Genomic DNA, 17017 nt, shown 5'->3' on the forward strand with positions numbered 1-17017 from the left:
CTCGGGAGTGTAGTTTCGTGTTTTCATTGTCGTATTCTCTCAGATTGTTGAGTCTCCGACAATACCGGGGCGGTTCAATATGATGGAGAGATCAATGCGCTTGATTTTAAAAACAACACCGCAGCCGCTCGTCAATTGATTAATGACAAGATAGCCAGACATACCAATCAGATGATTCCTGAACTGCTATCAAAAGAGAGTATTCAGCCGATTACCTCGGCGATATTGACCAATGCGGTTTATTTTAAAGCGGATTGGAGCAGTCGTTTCTGGGTAAGTGGTGATATGCCTTTTCATTATTTCGATGGTACAAGCAGTGATGTAGATATGATGTTCCAGAATACTGACTTTAGGTATAGTGAAGATGAGCAAGTACAAGTCGTTGAGCTGCCTTATAAAAGTAATGAATTATCAATGCTAGTGGTTTTACCAAAGTCTAAAGAGCCGTCAGCCATGCAGATGCTTATCAAGAACTTGTCAACGACACAAATTACCGATTGGACTAAACGTTTAAAGCAGCAAGATGTTCTTCTGAATCTACCGAAGTTTAAGATAGATGAAGGCTACCCGATGAAGGCAGTACTGACGGATATGGGCATGCCAAGCGTGTTTGGGAATCAAGCTAAGTTTAACGTGTTTGCAGATAGCTCACCCATCGCCATTGACGATATTCATCATCAAGCAGTTATCGATGTTAATGAAATAGGAACAGAGGCGGCAGCAGCGACAGGCGTCGTTGCAGTAGATATGTCTGGTCCTATGCATCCACCAGTCGCGTTTAAAGCCGATCACCCGTTTATGTTTATGATTAAGGACAATAAAACGGATGCGATATTATTTTTAGGTCAGGTGAATAAGCCTTAATCTCAGGTAATTCAATTAGGATACGGGTAGATTTATGCACCAATTAATAGTCCAATCCGACATCTTGTTTACACGTGCAAAGAATCTCAAAATCTTAGGAGCAGCATTGCTAAATCATCTCGTTTTACTCACTGCACTTTTAGCACTCCTATCATTTTCAGGTTGCGCCAATCAGAGCTTAGAGAACCCTAGAGTTTTTCCTGCAGATTACCAGTGATTATAGAAGTTAAGCAGCCGTTACAAATTGCCACTTGGTCTCCCAATAAATATAACGGTCAATTTACAGCTATAGGTTCTGGATATTTGACAGTTGTTAATAACTGTCTTGCTATATCTAGAGATAATGAGGTGACGACCAAAAATAATACTTATTTACTGGTGCTAGCGGACACTTCTTTTTCTTAGGATGCGAATACAGAGACTCTTACCTTTGAAGAAAAACCTTATAAAATTGGAGATGAGCTTTATCTTGGCGGTACTGTATTTTTTTATCCTAACGCTAATATTACCGATAAGATAAAAGTAAACTGGATAGATTGTGGTTTAGATAAAGGGTGGCTTGGTGGCTGAGCTGGATAGACCATTACTTAAACTTTAGAAGCTGATTTTCCAGATAGCTTTAATAGATAAATTATTTAAAAACGGTAATCTAAATAATAAACACGAAAACCTATGTGTAATTATTCAACATTTATATTTAATAAATGTTGAATAATTACACATTTTTAGTGACCAAAATTTGGAATACAGCTTGTATAAAATGTCTTGAATTACGCTAAATGTCATAGCTGCTTATTGATTATACCTCTTGCTATATATAGTATTGCAGGTTAATATACTTTAAGATTTCTTTAAGTAATTTAGTGGTTCTAGCCTGTCACGCCGGGGGTCGCGGGTTCGAGTCCCGTCCGCTGCGCCATATTTAAAACAAGTTTAAGCAAGTTTCGCCTCAAGTATTAGCTTACTTGGGGTTTTTTTGTGCCTGATATTTTCATCTTATTGATTTTAATGAATGTTCTTATAATCCAATTAGAGATACAGCTAAGTTGACTTATGATATTCAAGATTAAAAGCTCTTATCTTTACAACAGAAATTTTTTATCCGTTTGTTAGTGAATAGTATTTCTCATCTTAGACCTTCTTTGATACCCACTAGTCAGCGAGGTGTCACAATGAATCGAATTAGCCAGTGAGGGCGGATTGACATAGCGATATAAGTTGGTTGTAATTTCGTAGTTCTTCTAACCCTGGCAATAAATGTTATGCTGTAATTTATCAATTAAGTGTCAAACACAGTTTATTAACATAGAAAGGAGTAAGGTTATGACTCAAGATAATAATAAGAATCATCAAGAAGTTGCTGAGTCTAATGCTTCCAATAAAGTACTAGATACTAATGATGGTTGGATTGAGAAAATATGGGAATGGGCAGATGAGTTTGATATGCTTGGATATGAAATTCCTCATGATAAAGAGACATTACTGGCAATAAAAAAGCTAGAGATTCCGGAGTTTGATGTAACTGGTCGGGACGAACAGGAGTATATAGATAAATATAGAATAGACTATATACCTGATGAACTAACCTATCTCAAGAATCTCGTAGAAATTAACTTTTATGGTATTAATTCGAGTAATCTTCCACAAAGTATCGGCCGACTCGCTAATCTTACTAAGATTTTTATCAATCATTGTAAGCTTATAAACCTACCTGACAGCATTGGGCAACTCACTAACCTTACTGAGCTTTTTATCAGTCATTGTGAGCTCAGACGTCTACCTGATAGCATTGGACAACTTACTAACCTTACTGAGCTTTTTATTAGCCATTGTGAGCTAAGGGATCTGCCTGACAGCATTGGGCAACTCAGTAGCCTCACTGAACTGGATCTTATTCAGTGTGAGCTTAGAGACCTACCTGACTCTATCGGCCAACTTACTAATCTTACCAAGCTTTTTATTAGTCATTGTAAGCTGAGGAATCTTCCTGAAAGCATTGGTCAACTCACTAACCTTACTGAGCTGGATCTTATACACTGTGAACTTAAAGACCTGCCTGACAGCATTGGGAAACTCACTAACCTAAATAAGCTCTATATTAATCATTGTGAATTTAAAAATCTACCTGAAAGTATTGGGCAACTCACTAATCTAACTGAGCTTTTCATTAGTCATAGCGCGCTCAAAGACTTACCTGACAGCATTGGCCAACTTATTAACCTTACTAAACTTGATCTCATTCACTGTGATTTTAATAGCCTGCCTGACAGCATTGGGCAACTCGCTGACCTAACTGAGCTTAATCTTATTCACTGTGAGCTTAAAGATTTACCTAAGAGCATTGGGCAACTCAAGAACCTAACCAAACTTGATCTTGATCATTGCAAGCTTAAAGACCTACCTGACAGCATTGGGCAACTCACTAATCTAACTGAGCTTTTTATCAGTCATAGCGAGCTTAAAGACTTACCTGACAGCATTGGTCAACTTACCAACCTTACTAAGCTTTATATTAACCATTGCAAGCTTAGAGACCTACCTGACGGCATTGGCGAACTTACTAATCTTACTAAGCTTTATATTAACCATTGCGAGCTTAAAGACCTGCCCGATAGCATTAATCGACTCACTAGCCTAACTAAGCTTGAGCTTATTGACTGTGATCTTAGAGACCTTCCTGACTGTTTTTTGCAGCTAACCAATCTAGACTGTATTAATCTTGAAGGAAACCCACTTGATAAACTTTCACCAAAAGCGATAAAGTATTTACGTGCTATAGAGACAGTGTATGGTTGGAGGAAATAGTCACGCGGCTACTTATAATGAACCACTCACTATATCGAAGGCTGTCTTATTGAGATCAGGCGGATAGACCTGACGTGACTAAACATAAACACGATTAAAATCCCCCAAATTTAATTCTACAGTTTTGTCGGCATACCTCAACTGTTAAGAATGTCGTGGAGCAGCGATTAGGGAATGGTGGAATTTATCACCCCCCCCCCATCCCCTAATCTGCTTATCATTGTGATGGTTGAATATTTAATAACTAATCTTTAATAGTCGTCTCTAATACTTAAAGCTCACTTATTCACTGCAGCCCTTGTACCAGAGACCTAAAAAGTATCAAACCGTTTCACCATGACGCTAGTGATGAGGCGCTACGCTGGGTAATAAATCCATCTGGCGTTTGTCCATTGTCCCCTTGCCAGCGCTGGAATGCCTTACGGGTATTAGTACCGACAATACCGTCAGCGCCTTTAGTATCATAACCTGCATTGGTTAAACGGTTCTGTAAATTGCGTGCTTGAGAAGTTGATAGTGGGCGCTCATAGCGCGGCCATGATTTTTGTAGACCGCCCTGTCCAGCGATGGCTTTACCCAGTAAGCTGACGCCTAATGCATAGTTTGAAGAGTTATTATAGACCTTGATAACGTCAAAGTTTTTACTTAATAACAGTGCAGGACCTTCTTTACCAGCAGGAAGCCATAGCTCAAAAATCGTTCCAGAATCTAGGTAATTACCATTTACGCTACTAACACCCATCGAGCGCCATTGAGAGAATGACTGCTTGGTACTGACAGTAGAGTAGTCAAATGACGAGGGTAAAGTAACCTCATAAAATGGTGCTAGACCGCGCACCCAGCCAGCATTACTCAAATAGTTGGCAGTAGAGGCCAGTGCATCCGCCGTTGACCATGGGTTTTTATGTCCGTTGCCATCGCCATCCACCCCTTCTTTTAGCCAAGTAGCAGGGATAAACTGCGTCTGTCCCATTCCACCTGCCCAAGAGCCTTCCAGCTGCGACCAAGACACATCTCCACGTTGTAGCAGTGTCATTAATGATAATAATTGGCTTTCAGCAAACGCTTGGCGGCGACCCTCATAGGCAAGACTCGCCAGCGCACTCGGCAGATGACTATTACCCGTGACCGCGCCGTAAGACGACTCCATACCCCAAATAGCAGCGACAATCTCGGCGTTAACTCCATATTGTGACTCTAAACCTGATAAATACGAGCGCTGCTCTGCAAATTTGTTTTTACCAGTATTTACCCGCCCAGTCGACACGGCAGAATCTGCATAGTCCCAAGGCATCTTCGAAAACTCTGGCTGACCTGAGTCTAGAGAGATAACCTGTTGGTTCAAGTAAGCTGAGTCCAGCAAGCGTTGAACGTCATAGCTATTGTAACCTGAGGCAATCGCGCGCGTTGAGAAGTCCGACTTCCAGTCTGCAAAAGTGCTATAGCTTGGCTTCGGCGTCGGTTGAGGTTTTACCACCTTATTCGGCTGGACGATGACAGGTGCAGGCTTAATGATGGTTTGACTTTCAGTGATTTGGACATTGCCATGACGAACTGGTTTACTCGGTTGCTTTACAGTCGGCTGGCTAACACAACTGGCTAAAAACAGCACAGTGAATAGCGCAAGATATTGCTTTTTTAACATCATAAAAGTCTCGAATAACAATAATAACTAAAAAAGTAGGTCAAATTTAGAGCAAGTTGAAGAACACAGATGGAATATTTATCGCAAAGCCATTGCGCAATACCTAAAACTGACTTGAACAACAAGAAAGTTACTTTAGCAATAATCAGTAATAAAGTCGATGGTAAGTACGGCGATTATTATTTACCATGGGCAGATAGACAATAAAAACCACGCTAGCAGTAGCTGTTAGCGTGGTTTTTATCTAGAATAATCCAACTTTTTAGGCTGAGATTTTAACATGTAAAACAATAAGCTCTACAGTATATTCACCGCTTTACTTAAGGTAGTTACTAACGGATCAAGATACTTATAACGTCCCTGATGTAGCAGTGTTGAGGTTTCTAAGCTGACCTGTTTCTCACTACCAAGATAAGTAAATAATGCTTGCGCTGCTTGCTTACCAGAAGTCGCCGCCTGCTCCATCGTTGGAATTTTCCAGCGACCGGTCACTGAGACAATCTCACCTGCTACCACCACATTGTCCCACTGAGTGTTGGTCTCAATTAGCGTATCTTCGGCGTTACGCACATAGATTTGTGCCAAGTTCACCCAGCGCTTACCGTTATCTTGCAAGATTCCCATCTCAGCAGTTTCAATATCCGCATACGCCTGCCAGTCCTCGGTATATAGCAAATTAATCGGATCAACAATACCGCCTTTAGCAATAGCTTGGCGCTGCTCGCTATTAATAATACCCAGCTGATATAGAATCTCTTCTTTAGCCTCACTTGGGGTACATTTCATAAAGCGCTTGCCAAATAGGGAACCTTTATTAAATGGTGAGCTACAAGTTGCTGATAAGTTATAGTCAAAGCTATCAGGGAACTCAACATCGTGCCAAAAACCACCCCGATGCTGAATTTGAAAGACAATATTCCAAGGCGCATCAAAGCATAAATTATAAGACTTTCCTAAGAATGGTTCAAAGGCTGCGGGCATTTCTGTCAATGGATACTGAGTACCAAATGACCATTCATCATTAAATGGCTTTTTAACTTGCGGCAATAGCCCTATTTTCCATAATACTTCGTGTGGTAAAGCCATAACTGCTGCATCAAAGTGCTGTTGCAAACAATCATCGATTCGATGGTCTGTAAATCTATCGCTGCGCGCCTATCGATTGCAACGCGCTTGCCTTTTTTTACGCTCGCACCATCTTTATCAGCATCGTCTTTATTTTCATCATTAAAGCTACCGTTACCACTTTGGTAAAACTGATAATCATCAACAGGCGTTAGCATGTGCAGTAGTCCTGCACGGTCAAAGATATTAAATAGCGAGAAGTAAGTAGAACTCAGTGCACGAATAGAATGCTCCTCAAAACGCTGCTCATCTGTATTAAAGTAACCAATCATTTTGCCGCCGCAGCTATCACGTGACTCGACTATGGTGATATCAAGACTGGAATCTTCGGACAACTCAAAGGCAGCAGTAAGTCCTGAAATACCGCCACCGGCGATTAGGATTTTTTTCTTATCATGCTGACATTTAGCGTTCTGCATATTATTTTCAGAGTTAGTTTGTTTTGAAGTAAGGTCTGACATAGTGTTTCCTTATTATTTCAGAGCATACTGAAAATTCTAGTTTTCAAAAAAATTGACTAAAAAATAAGGCAAAGTTATTAAATAACTTTGCCTTATTTTTTATATTTTAATACAACCGCTCAGTATTCTTTTAAGTTTATTTGTTAATCATTAATTACTAGCTGTGACATCCAGACTCATTTTAGGGCCAAATGGTTCATAATGGACGCTATCAACGCCATGCTTTAAAGTCATCAATCCAGCAATAATACTTTCCATAAATGGCATTGAACCACACACATAGACATCTGCGGGTTTCGGTAGAGTAGCAAGATACGCCTCGTCTAGCAGCTGTCCGTCTTCGAAATAAAAGATATGTTTCTGAACATTTTCGGCAGATTCTAAAAGCTTATTAGCTTGTTCATCGAAAGCGTGATGCTCTTTATTCTGACAAGCATAAACCCAGATGATAGGTCGCTGAGGGTTAGCCGTTACTTGCGCCTCTAACATGGCTAAGATAGGCGTTATCCCAACACCGGCACTGAGAAGCACGAGTGGAATCTCATTTTGTTGTATAAGCGTTTTATCTAAAGCAAAGTCGCCCGCTGGAGCGGATAGCAAAACCATCTCGCCGACCTGTAGCTCATCATGTAAATAGTTGGATACGAGGCCACGATATTCGTCACGATTGTCTCTTTTTACGGCGAAATGAATGCCTTTCTCCGTATTTGCGGAATATAAAGAATAATGACGTAATGCTAAATGATTACTATCTTTAGGATCCGTCTTTACGGTTATGTATTGACCGGCGGTTAAGTTAAGTTTATTTAGGTCAATATCCTGCTTATCGTCTACTGGAACGACGGTGAAGGCGGCAATATCTGTCGCTGCTGCTGTTTTTTCAACCACTTTAAAAGTGGCAAAGCCTGGCCACATCTCTTTTTTATACATACCTTTTTCAATTTGAATAAAGACGGAAGCAATTTCATCATAAGCTTCTGTCCAAGCATTCATAATGTCATCATTGGCAGCTTCGCCAAGGACTTGCTTGATTGCACCAAGTAAATACTTACCGACAATAGGATAATGCTCTGGAAGGATTTGTAAGGCGCGATGCTTATGACTTATTCCAGTCACTTCCGGTAGTAAAACTTCTAAATGATCAAGATGCTTAGCCGCTGCTAAAACTGTTGTGGCTAATGCTGTCTGTTGGCGACCCAGTTTTTGGTTGGTTTCATTAAAAATATCTAGAAGTTCAGGATGAGCAGCAAACATATTTTTGTAAAATACTGTTGAGATAGTATTTCCATGTTCTTCCAGTACAGGAACAGTTGCTTGTACAATTTCTATGGTTTTAGCGGTAGCCATTGGGTTCTCTCTTATTGAGTCATTGCATTAATAAATTGAGGTACTACAGTTGGCAATAGCGACTAGACTTTTTGGACAGTGATTAAACTTTCATGAGTCAATTAATCAAAACCTTGCCATAAGATACATTATAAATGAATCTTATCATATTTCTTTCAGGATACCAATGCTGCACCGCCATTTTTATTATTTCTATTGTGACTTTTCTATCTAAAAATCTGATAACCCTCAATCTAATAGCACTGACCACAATACTAAACAAGCGCATGAATGATAGGGTTCAGTCATGTGAACGGAAAAATTATGATTGAGGTAAAATTGATTTATTCCAACCAAAAAAAGCAGCCACTATAGGGTCATAGTGACTGCTGTTATATAATTTAATATTGTGCCAGTACCCATCATTACCAATGATTATAATGAGTGGCATCGATAAGTAACATTAATAATGTGTTTTTAACGTCATAAGCTACCGTGCTAAATGGGCAGTCATATCCTCAACACCATGCAAGGTCATCGGGTACATTTGATTATCAAATAGCTTTTTAATCTCTTCGATGGTCTGAGTATATGACCAATAGTCTGGGTTTTCGGGGTTAAGCCACGCGACTTTATCGAAATGCTCAAGTACCCGCTTTAACCAAACGACACCGGATTCATTGTTCATATATTCCACGCTACCACCGACTGAGAACAGCTCATAAGGTGACATTGACGCGTCACCGACGAATATCACTCGATACTCACGGCCATATTTATTCAGTAGCTCAAAGGTAGGCATAGGAGCGCTATGCCTACGGTCATTATCTTGCCAGACATAATCGTAGAGACAGTTATGGAAATAAAAAAACTCTAACGTCTTAAATTCATTTTTGGCGGCAGAGAACAGTTTTTCTAAGGCCTCAACATGAATATCCATACTACCGCCAACATCAAACAGCATTAGCACCTTGACACGGTTACGGCGCTCAGCCTGCATATGAATATCGAGCACGCCTTTTTTAGCGGTACGTTTGACGGTCTCTTTAATATCCAGCTCATCCGCACTGCCCGTCCGTGCAAACTGGCGTAGGTTACGTAGCGCCATTTGAATTTGACGGGTTCCCAGAAAATTATCATCATCGAGATTACGATATTTACGCTGCTCCCAAACCTTTGCTGCGCTACGTTTTCGTGATTCGCCACCGACGCGCACGCCTTCAGGATGATCGCCATAAGCCCCAAATGGCGAGGTGCCACCCGTGCCCACCCATTTGCTACCGCCGTGATGCCGTTCTTTTTGCTCTTTTAAACGCTCTTCCAAGGCTTTCATTAATTCTTCAAGCGAACCGTACTTTTTGAGTAAACGCCGCTGCTCTTCAGTCAGATTTTTAGGATCTAACTTTAAATCTAACCATTCTTTAGGAATGTCAGTCAGCTTAGCCATCAGCTCATCGGTATCTAGACTATCAACCCCTTCAAAATAATCCGCCATCGCCCGATCAAATTTATCAAAGTGGCGCTCGTCTTTTACCATACACAGCCGAATAAGCCGATACATATCTTCACGACTGGCAAATAAGCGCATGTCGGCATCATCTGGATGCGGCTGCATCATTAGCCCTTGCTCTAGCGCCGCATTCAAATCCAGCAGCTCACGAGTACTGACGGGCACACCATAAGTACGTAAGGTATAAAACAGTTTAATAAACATAAAATACGTATCACTTATTAGCAAATTTAATTATGACTGATAGCGGTTTGTTAAAAACTCACTTAACGGCGCATCATATTAGCAAAACGCTGTAATAAGCTAACATCCGCTTCGTTCTTAAGTAGCGCACCATAGAGTGGCGGAATAGACTTCTCACCTCGTAAGTTTTCTTCCAACTCCGCTTGTGCCATGTCATCCGCCAATAATAACGTCAACCAATCAACCAGCTCTGAAGTCGATGGCAGCTTTTTTAGCCCTTGCACATTACGCAGTTTATAAAAAACATCTAGTGCATCATTGACCAGTTTTTCTTGAATATTAGGAAAATGGACGTCGATAATCTGACGCATGGTCTGCTCTTCTGGGAAGTCGATATAATGGAAAAAACAGCGACGCAAAAAAGCGTCGGGCAGCTCTTTTTCATTATTAGAAGTGATAATTACTACTGGACGCATCTCAGCAGTAATGGTCTCGCCAGTCTCATAGACATAAAACGACATTTTATCGAGCTCATGTAATAAGTCATTTGGGAACTCAATATCGGCTTTATCAATCTCATCAATTAATAACACACTACGCTCAGTACTGGTAAACGCATCCCATAACTTACCGGGCTTGATATAATTGCCAATCTCATAGACCTTATCATCGCCCAGTTGTGAATCGCGCAGGCGTGAGACCGCATCGTACTCATAAAGCCCTTGCTCGGCCTTGGTAGTCGACTTGATATGCCAAGTAATGAGCGGCATTCCCAAGCTGGCAGCGACCTCTTCGGCCAGTAAGGTTTTGCCTGTGCCCGGCTCACCTTTAATTAATAATGGCTTTTGCAGGGTTATCGCCGCATTGACTGCCAGTTGCAGGTCATCGGTGGCAATATAACTTTCAGTGCCAGTAAAACTCGGTTTAGTATGGTTATTAGCAGTGGTCATGGAAGAGTCTCAATTATTGTTATCAATGTGAATATAAAAAAGCTAAAAATCTAGTAAAGGTTAACTTAGATTAGCACAGCCAGCCTTGACGTCAAAATACTCATGGGTTCCCAGTTTTTAGCGTTTGTAACTTATAAATGGTAAGAATCATTAATTAAAAGAACCTCTAATTGATAGCCATAAAAAAAGACACGCTAAGGTGTCTTTTATCGTATTTAAATAGGCTGTTAAAACGTTATATATAATAAAATTCTATGCCTAGCTAATAGTCACGATTACTTCTTATCTTTAGTATCTTTGCTGTCTTTATCAACGACTACCACAGGCTCTTCGGTAACTTTTTTGCTATAAAAGCCTTCAATTTTCTTTCTCTCTACGGGAATTTTTACGTCCCTGTCTTTTTTTAGACTGATATCTTTTGGGCTAATATCTTGCTGTTTTAGATAAATGGGGCGCTTTGTTACTGGTTTATTGTTTGTTTGAATACTATCGTTTTTAGAACTACTTTTTTTAGTGGTATTTACTTTGGTAATATCTATTTTAGTAGTATTTTTTTTATTGTCATTTAGTTTAGTAGTGATTATTTTAGTGGCTTTCAGTTTAGTAGCATTTACTTTAGTGATAACTACTGGAATTTTATCTACTAAAGAATCAATTACTGGAATTCGTGCAGGGAACGGCTTATTAGTTGGCCCTATCACATCAGGCTTCTCTGCCAAATAATTGCCAGTCGCCAGTTGCATATTTGCAGTGCTGTCTTCAGTGGTGCGACGACGTGCTTTCTCCAAACTCGATTCAAAAGCGCCGCGAATCAGCTGCCAAACAAAGCCAATGAATAAGCCCGCTACTAGCATCACTAGTATCGGTAGCGCATTACTGATAGCGGCAGTAGCGTCTTTCATCATGACTGCATAAACAACGCTGATACTCGCAGGCGCAAGGAGGCTGGGATCGCCAAGGGCCGTACCAGGCGCTAATAAGACCGCGAATAATACTATCCAGCTCATACCGCCAAGGGGACGCGGCAACATACGTGCAACCAATATCCACAGCGCCAATACGACAATTACGCCACCAATATAGGCATACGTCGGGAGGTCGGCGGGCGGAACGCCTTTTACCATTTGACTCCACCAAATGACAATCTCACCGAGAATATCACTGATTTTTTCTAATGGTAAGCTTAGTAAGATACTTTTTAACCAGTCCATGCGTGTTTCATTACCTGCGTTAATAAGTCACGCGCTAAGTTAATAATCTATATTGCTTTAAGTGATTGACATTAGCTTTTGACATTCAAATAAAGCAATATAGAGAAATTAACGTGCACGCTTAATAGGCTGCTAGTTTATCACGACTTTATGCCAAAGTGCATACTAGACCCTTTTCGGCAAACTTTTTTATCTACTCATTACTCTAATCGTACCCACTGCTTTAATCATATTTTTTATCTTGAGCATCGCGGGCGCGTTGTTCTGCCTGCCTAAGCATCACGTCTTGCGGTGGCATTTGCACAAAATAACCTTGTGATTTTAGTTTAGCCAACACCTCCTCTTTATCAACACGTGCAAGCGTTGGCGTATCTCCTAAGTCTAAATGCATCACAAATTTACTGACACCCAAACTGGCACGAAAGTCTTTTGGCAAGACCCCTAGCCAGTCTTTGATATCATCAGTGTCGTCGGGATAGCATGGACGCGCAATATAAACATACATATCGTTGTGTTTGGGAAACTTATAAATATCACAATGCATAAAGATGACCTGTCTGAATATAAAATAAACGGAATACACAAAATAACCGCGTATATGAGATATATAGAATTATAAGCAAATAACAGCTCTTCATAAATATACATTAGGTCTAATTATAGCGGCTAGCTTATAATATTCTTATTCCTATCTAGATTAGCATAATTCATCTTAATATCAGTAGTGGCTTTACGTATTAGCCGCGTTATGGTCGTGTATGACTGCATTTACTCTTCAAAAGAATAGATTTTTTAAACTAAATACAAAATATAAATGCTTGAAATACAAAGGTTTCAACGAAAAATACCATGAATTAACTGCTTTTTATCAAATTAATTAACTTTAATCAGTTTGATGGCTTGTAAAAATGCTGTGAACCTTTCATAATAAAAGCGTTTCTCAGGAGAGAGTCTTATGGCAGCACGCAGCGCTTATCATGCCTCGTCTGACTATTTATACAGCCATAAGACCACCGAAGGCGCATCTACCCTGCTAATCGCTCAGGTAAAAGGACTGAAAAACACATGCCAATATTGTTTATTTGTATAGCGCTTATCTGCGTTCTACACTCTCAAACATAAGGTATAACAAATCTGGAGAGCGGTAACGACGGATGACGTCTTACCCACCGAAGGGGAGAAAATACGCTACCAAACGGTTTTAGCGGCTGCAGTTGTCTGTTATAGACCTGCTCTGTGCGCTTGGAGTGTATTGAAAATCTCAGGTCAAAGGACAGATAGGGCTTTTGCTCAAATTGACGTATAGCGTCCGTTTGGCTCACGGCTTTATTTTTTGTATTACCCTTTACCGCAATATTTGCACTGCGCAATTTTGCTCTTCGTAGCGTTACCACGCCTGTTATCTTAGTATTCATCCTTTGGATACTGATGGCGTATACATAAGGATTTGTTATGACCGATACCAACACTCAAAACACTACCACCCAAACCCCACAGCGTACTCCCCTTTACCAGTCTCACGTTGATAGTGAAGGCAAACTGGTGGATTTTTCTGGCTGGGAACTACCTATTCATTACGGCTCACAAATCGAAGAACATGAAGCGGTTCGTACCGATGCCGGTATGTTTGACGTCTCACATATGGTCATTGTCGATGTAAAAGGCGCCGACAGCAAAAGTTGGCTACAGAAATTATTAGCCAATGATGTCGACAAGCTGAAAACCGTTGGTAAAGCCTTATATTCTCCTATGCTTAACGAGCAAGGCGGCATCATCGATGACTTAATCGTCTATTTATCGAATAGCGATGAGACTGAATACCGTATCGTATCGAATGCAGGAACGCGTGATAAAGATATGCCGCACTTCGAAAAAGTCGCTAAAGATTTTGACGTTACGCTAACTGAGCGCACAGATCTTGCAATGCTTGCCATTCAAGGGCCAAAAGCGGTTGAAAAACTGGCACAGGTCAAACCAAGCTGGTCAGATACACTTTCCAGTCTTAAGCCTTTCGTCGGTGCTGACTTGACTGATATCGAAGGTCCAAACTGGTTTGTGGCCCGTACAGGCTATACGGGTGAAGATGGCATTGAAGTCATCATGCATGCCGACGATGCTCCTGCATTTTTTGAGAACTTAAAAGAGAATGGCGTTAAGCCTGCCGGTCTTGGTGCACGTGATACGCTACGTATGGAAGCCGGCATGAACCTATATGGTCACGATATGGATGAGACCATCAGTCCATACGAATCCAACATGGGTTGGACGCTTGCTCTTAAAGATGACCGTGACTTTATTGGTCGCGAAGCGCTTGTTAGTAAGCGTAAACAAGCCAAAGATGACAATACCGCGATGAAACAAGTCGGTCTATTAATGACCAGCCGTGGCGTGTTACGTGAAGGCATGGAAGTGACCATTAACCAAGGCACTGAGAATGAGAAAAAAGGTGTCATCACTAGCGGCACGTTCTCTCCTAGCCTTAAAAACTCTATCGCTATCGCCCGTGTTCCTGCTACTCTAGCAGACGATGATAGTGTGCAGATCGACCTGCGCGGTAAAGGTAAGTTTGTCGATGTCCGTGTCCTTAAGCTACCTTTTGTCCGTAATGGCAAACAGCAATTCGAAGACTAATTAATATTTGAAAGTAGGATTTACAGATGCTATTGAATATTCTCCAGAAGAAACAGTCTTTTTTCGCTTTAGCATCTGCTATTTTCATATCCACCCAAGCACTAGTAGCTATGGGCAGTGGTGCAGATTGGACGCCTTACTTTAAGTCTTGGGAAAAATCCTGTGATTTAAGTGGGCAACAAGCTTTACTTGATAACCTAATTCCTGACTACGAAATTGTATACAACCTAGATAACAGCTATTCAGGTATAGTTCCTTTTAAACCTGGCAAAATAGTCCTATCTAGTAAATATAGTTTATATGTAGACAGTGAACTTGATACAACCTTTGGCTCTTTTTGAAGAAGAGTATCTACCAACAAAGAGTTTGATGTCAGATTCAGGTTATTTTGATGCTAATTTTAAAGTTGTAGGTAAATACTATGGTATACCAATAACTAAGATTGGCTTTGTCGGTGGTATTGCTAATGGTGTTTATTCACCTTACTTTACTTTAGATATGGATATTAATCAGGTACGAAAAAACTTACGCGCAAAGAAAGTTTTTTTTACTTATGAACATTCAGAGTTTCATGATACAGATGAATATGGCAACTCTGATATTGGCATTGGTATATATCCTGATCCTAAAAATCCTAATCAGACAAATATTATTTGTGATATGTCTAATTGACATTAGGTTTTGTTAACGATCTAAATTTTATATATTATTAATTTTTTACAACCCTCAAAGGAGCTCCCCATGAGTAATGTCCCAGCAGAATTAAAATATATCGCCAGCCATGAATGGTTACGCCTTGAAGACGACGGAACCCTCACCGTTGGTGTTACTGACCACGCCCAAGAACTACTTGGTGATGTGGTTTATGCTGAGCTTCCTGAAGTTGGCGACACCATCACTGTTGATGAAGAAATTGCGGTTGTTGAATCTGTAAAAGCGGCATCTGATGTTTATGCGCCTATCACCGGCGAAATCGTTGCTGTCAACGAAGCACTTGACGATGATCCGGAAATCATCAACTCAGACCCATACGGCGAAGGCTGGCTCTATAAAATGAAAGCTGCCGATATGGCAGATTATGAAGCACTCCTGACTGCTGATGAGTACAAAAACGAGCTATAATTTTTTATTATAACTCTCCTGTTAACGGTCACACTTTATAAAATATTAACCTAAAAAATACTATGACATTGCAGATATCAACGCTCAGTTGGTATCTGCACCCACTCAAAAACTCACGTACTAAATTATTAACAACAGGTAACGGATATAAAATATAAGGTAAAAAGATAAAAAAGTAACAGGATTTACTTTGTATCTTTGACTTAATACCTTCGATATTGTGTCTTAACAATCGATGTCACCTAATTAATACCGCTTAACACTATTCGCAATTCACTGCTATTCCCTATTTTTATAATCATCATTTCGCAATCTTGTTCTGGAGTCACGTATGAAACCAGCTGCTACTCACGCCAGTCATACAGATACTAGCGATAAGCAAACCGCCAAGCAACACAGCGATATTGCTAGTAAAAATACTGCTATGGGTAAAGAAACAGTAGATAGCGTAGCGACACCTGAGCACACACCGCAACTGCAAGCGTTTTGCCAAGTGGTGGAGTCACGGCGTTCGGTACGGCGCTTTACTGATACGCCGATTCCTGATGAAGTGCTAGCGGATTGTCTCAGGCTAGCGATGCTAGCACCAAACTCGAGCAATCTGCAGCCTTGGGAATTTTATGTGATTGATAGCCCAGACAAACGTCAGCGCGCGGTCAAAAAATGCATGAACTAAAACGCTGCTAAAACAGCAGCGCGACTGATTGCAATAGTGGCTCGTACTGATAACTGGCATGAGCATGCGCAGCAAATTTTGCGTGAATATCCGGTTAAACCAGTGCCCAAAAAAGTCAAAGACTATTATACCAAGGTAGTGACCATGGACTTTTTACGGGGTCCGGCGAATATGGTATCCGCAGCAAAATGGGGAGCAACCCAAGTTATCAGAAGGATTAAAAGGCCGATTAAATCGCCTTACTATACTTTTGATGAAGTTAAAAACTGGGCGACGAACAATACGGCGCTGGCTGCCGAAAACTTGATGCTGGCACTGCGGGCCCATGGGTTCGATAGCTGTCCCATGGGCGGCTTCGATGAGCCGGCGATGAAGCGGCTGTTAAATTTGGGTGATGATCACCATATAGTCATGATGATTGGTGCTGGGGAACGTGCAGATAATGGCATTTACAACCAGCAGTTTCGCTTTGCTCAGGGTCAATTTGTATATCATGTATAGTTACATG

Annotated in this window: 14 protein-coding genes, 1 pseudogene and 2 riboswitches; of the genes and pseudogenes, 7 read left to right on the top strand and 8 right to left on the bottom strand. The window is 40.7% G+C overall.

What is annotated here, in order from left to right; translation table 11 throughout:
• Positions 1–90 precede the first annotated feature (90 nt).
• Both JMY06_RS02365 and JMY06_RS02370 read left to right on the top strand, forming a co-directional pair.
• Positions 91–864: a serpin family protein gene (locus JMY06_RS02365; protein ID WP_227672135.1), complete on the top strand. Its 774-nt coding sequence runs from the start codon at positions 91–93 to the stop codon at positions 862–864.
• Positions 865–2187: 1323 nt separating this feature from the next.
• Positions 2188–3669 (top strand): leucine-rich repeat domain-containing protein, encoded by a 1482-nt coding sequence (locus JMY06_RS02370; protein ID WP_201615909.1) that lies wholly within the window; start codon positions 2188–2190, stop codon positions 3667–3669.
• A 331-nt stretch (positions 3670–4000) separates the two neighbouring features.
• Here JMY06_RS02370 and JMY06_RS02375 read toward each other — a convergent pair whose 3' ends face one another.
• The 8 genes from JMY06_RS02375 to JMY06_RS02410 form a co-directional block, all read right to left on the bottom strand.
• Positions 4001–5317 (bottom strand): lytic murein transglycosylase, encoded by a 1317-nt coding sequence (locus tag JMY06_RS02375; protein WP_201615911.1) that lies wholly within the window; start codon positions 5315–5317, stop codon positions 4001–4003.
• A 294-nt stretch (positions 5318–5611) separates the two neighbouring features.
• The gene (locus tag JMY06_RS02380) at positions 5612–6400 is read right to left on the bottom strand and encodes a hypothetical protein (RefSeq protein WP_201615913.1); all 789 of its coding nucleotides are present in this window, start codon (positions 6398–6400) and stop codon (positions 5612–5614) included.
• Positions 6367–6900, bottom strand: coding sequence for an NAD(P)-binding protein (locus JMY06_RS02385; protein ID WP_201615915.1), 534 nt, complete (start codon positions 6898–6900; stop codon positions 6367–6369). The genes JMY06_RS02380 and JMY06_RS02385 overlap by 34 nt, the downstream gene beginning before the upstream one ends.
• A gap of 150 nt (positions 6901–7050) precedes the next feature.
• Positions 7051–8247, bottom strand: a complete 1197-nt coding sequence (locus tag JMY06_RS02390) for a globin domain-containing protein (RefSeq protein WP_201527505.1) — start codon at positions 8245–8247, stop codon at positions 7051–7053.
• Positions 8248–8716: 469 nt separating this feature from the next.
• Positions 8717–9940: a vWA domain-containing protein gene (locus tag JMY06_RS02395; RefSeq protein ID WP_201615917.1), complete on the bottom strand. Its 1224-nt coding sequence runs from the start codon at positions 9938–9940 to the stop codon at positions 8717–8719.
• 62 nt (positions 9941–10002) lie between these two features.
• Positions 10003–10869 carry an AAA family ATPase gene (locus tag JMY06_RS02400; RefSeq protein WP_201527509.1) on the bottom strand — a complete coding sequence of 289 codons (867 nt, stop codon included), beginning with the start codon at positions 10867–10869 and terminating at the stop codon, positions 10003–10005.
• Between the two features lie 275 nt (positions 10870–11144).
• Positions 11145–12080, bottom strand: coding sequence for a hypothetical protein (locus tag JMY06_RS11745; RefSeq protein WP_227672116.1), 936 nt, complete (start codon positions 12078–12080; stop codon positions 11145–11147).
• Positions 12081–12303: 223 nt separating this feature from the next.
• On the bottom strand, positions 12304–12624 hold the full coding sequence (locus JMY06_RS02410; RefSeq protein ID WP_201615919.1) for a YcgL domain-containing protein: 321 nt from the start codon (positions 12622–12624) through the stop codon (positions 12304–12306).
• 387 nt (positions 12625–13011) lie between these two features.
• Positions 13012–13147: riboswitch (glycine riboswitch) on the top strand.
• A 57-nt stretch (positions 13148–13204) separates the two neighbouring features.
• A riboswitch (glycine riboswitch) is annotated at positions 13205–13367 on the top strand.
• A 165-nt stretch (positions 13368–13532) separates the two neighbouring features.
• On the opposite strand from JMY06_RS02410, the gene gcvT reads away from it, so the two are divergent.
• The 5 genes and pseudogenes from gcvT to JMY06_RS02435 all read left to right on the top strand — a co-directional run bounded on the left by gcvT (position 13533) and on the right by JMY06_RS02435 (position 17010).
• Positions 13533–14711 (top strand): glycine cleavage system aminomethyltransferase GcvT, encoded by a 1179-nt coding sequence (gene gcvT, locus JMY06_RS02415; RefSeq protein WP_201615921.1) that lies wholly within the window; start codon positions 13533–13535, stop codon positions 14709–14711.
• Between the two features lie 26 nt (positions 14712–14737).
• The gene (locus tag JMY06_RS02420) at positions 14738–15052 is read left to right on the top strand and encodes a hypothetical protein (protein WP_201615923.1); all 315 of its coding nucleotides are present in this window, start codon (positions 14738–14740) and stop codon (positions 15050–15052) included.
• Between the two features lie 28 nt (positions 15053–15080).
• Complete coding sequence (locus JMY06_RS02425) at positions 15081–15383, top strand: hypothetical protein (protein ID WP_201615925.1); 303 nt, start codon at positions 15081–15083, stop codon at positions 15381–15383.
• 69 nt (positions 15384–15452) lie between these two features.
• Positions 15453–15833 carry a glycine cleavage system protein GcvH gene (gene gcvH / locus JMY06_RS02430; RefSeq protein WP_201527519.1) on the top strand — a complete coding sequence of 127 codons (381 nt, stop codon included), beginning with the start codon at positions 15453–15455 and terminating at the stop codon, positions 15831–15833.
• Between the two features lie 424 nt (positions 15834–16257).
• A pseudogene (locus JMY06_RS02435) lies at positions 16258–17010 on the top strand (nitroreductase family protein).
• The last annotated feature ends 7 nt before the right edge of the window (positions 17011–17017 follow it).

Source organism: Psychrobacter urativorans, from assembly GCF_904846675.1.
In the GTDB taxonomy this organism is placed as follows: domain Bacteria; phylum Pseudomonadota; class Gammaproteobacteria; order Pseudomonadales; family Moraxellaceae; genus Psychrobacter; species Psychrobacter urativorans_B.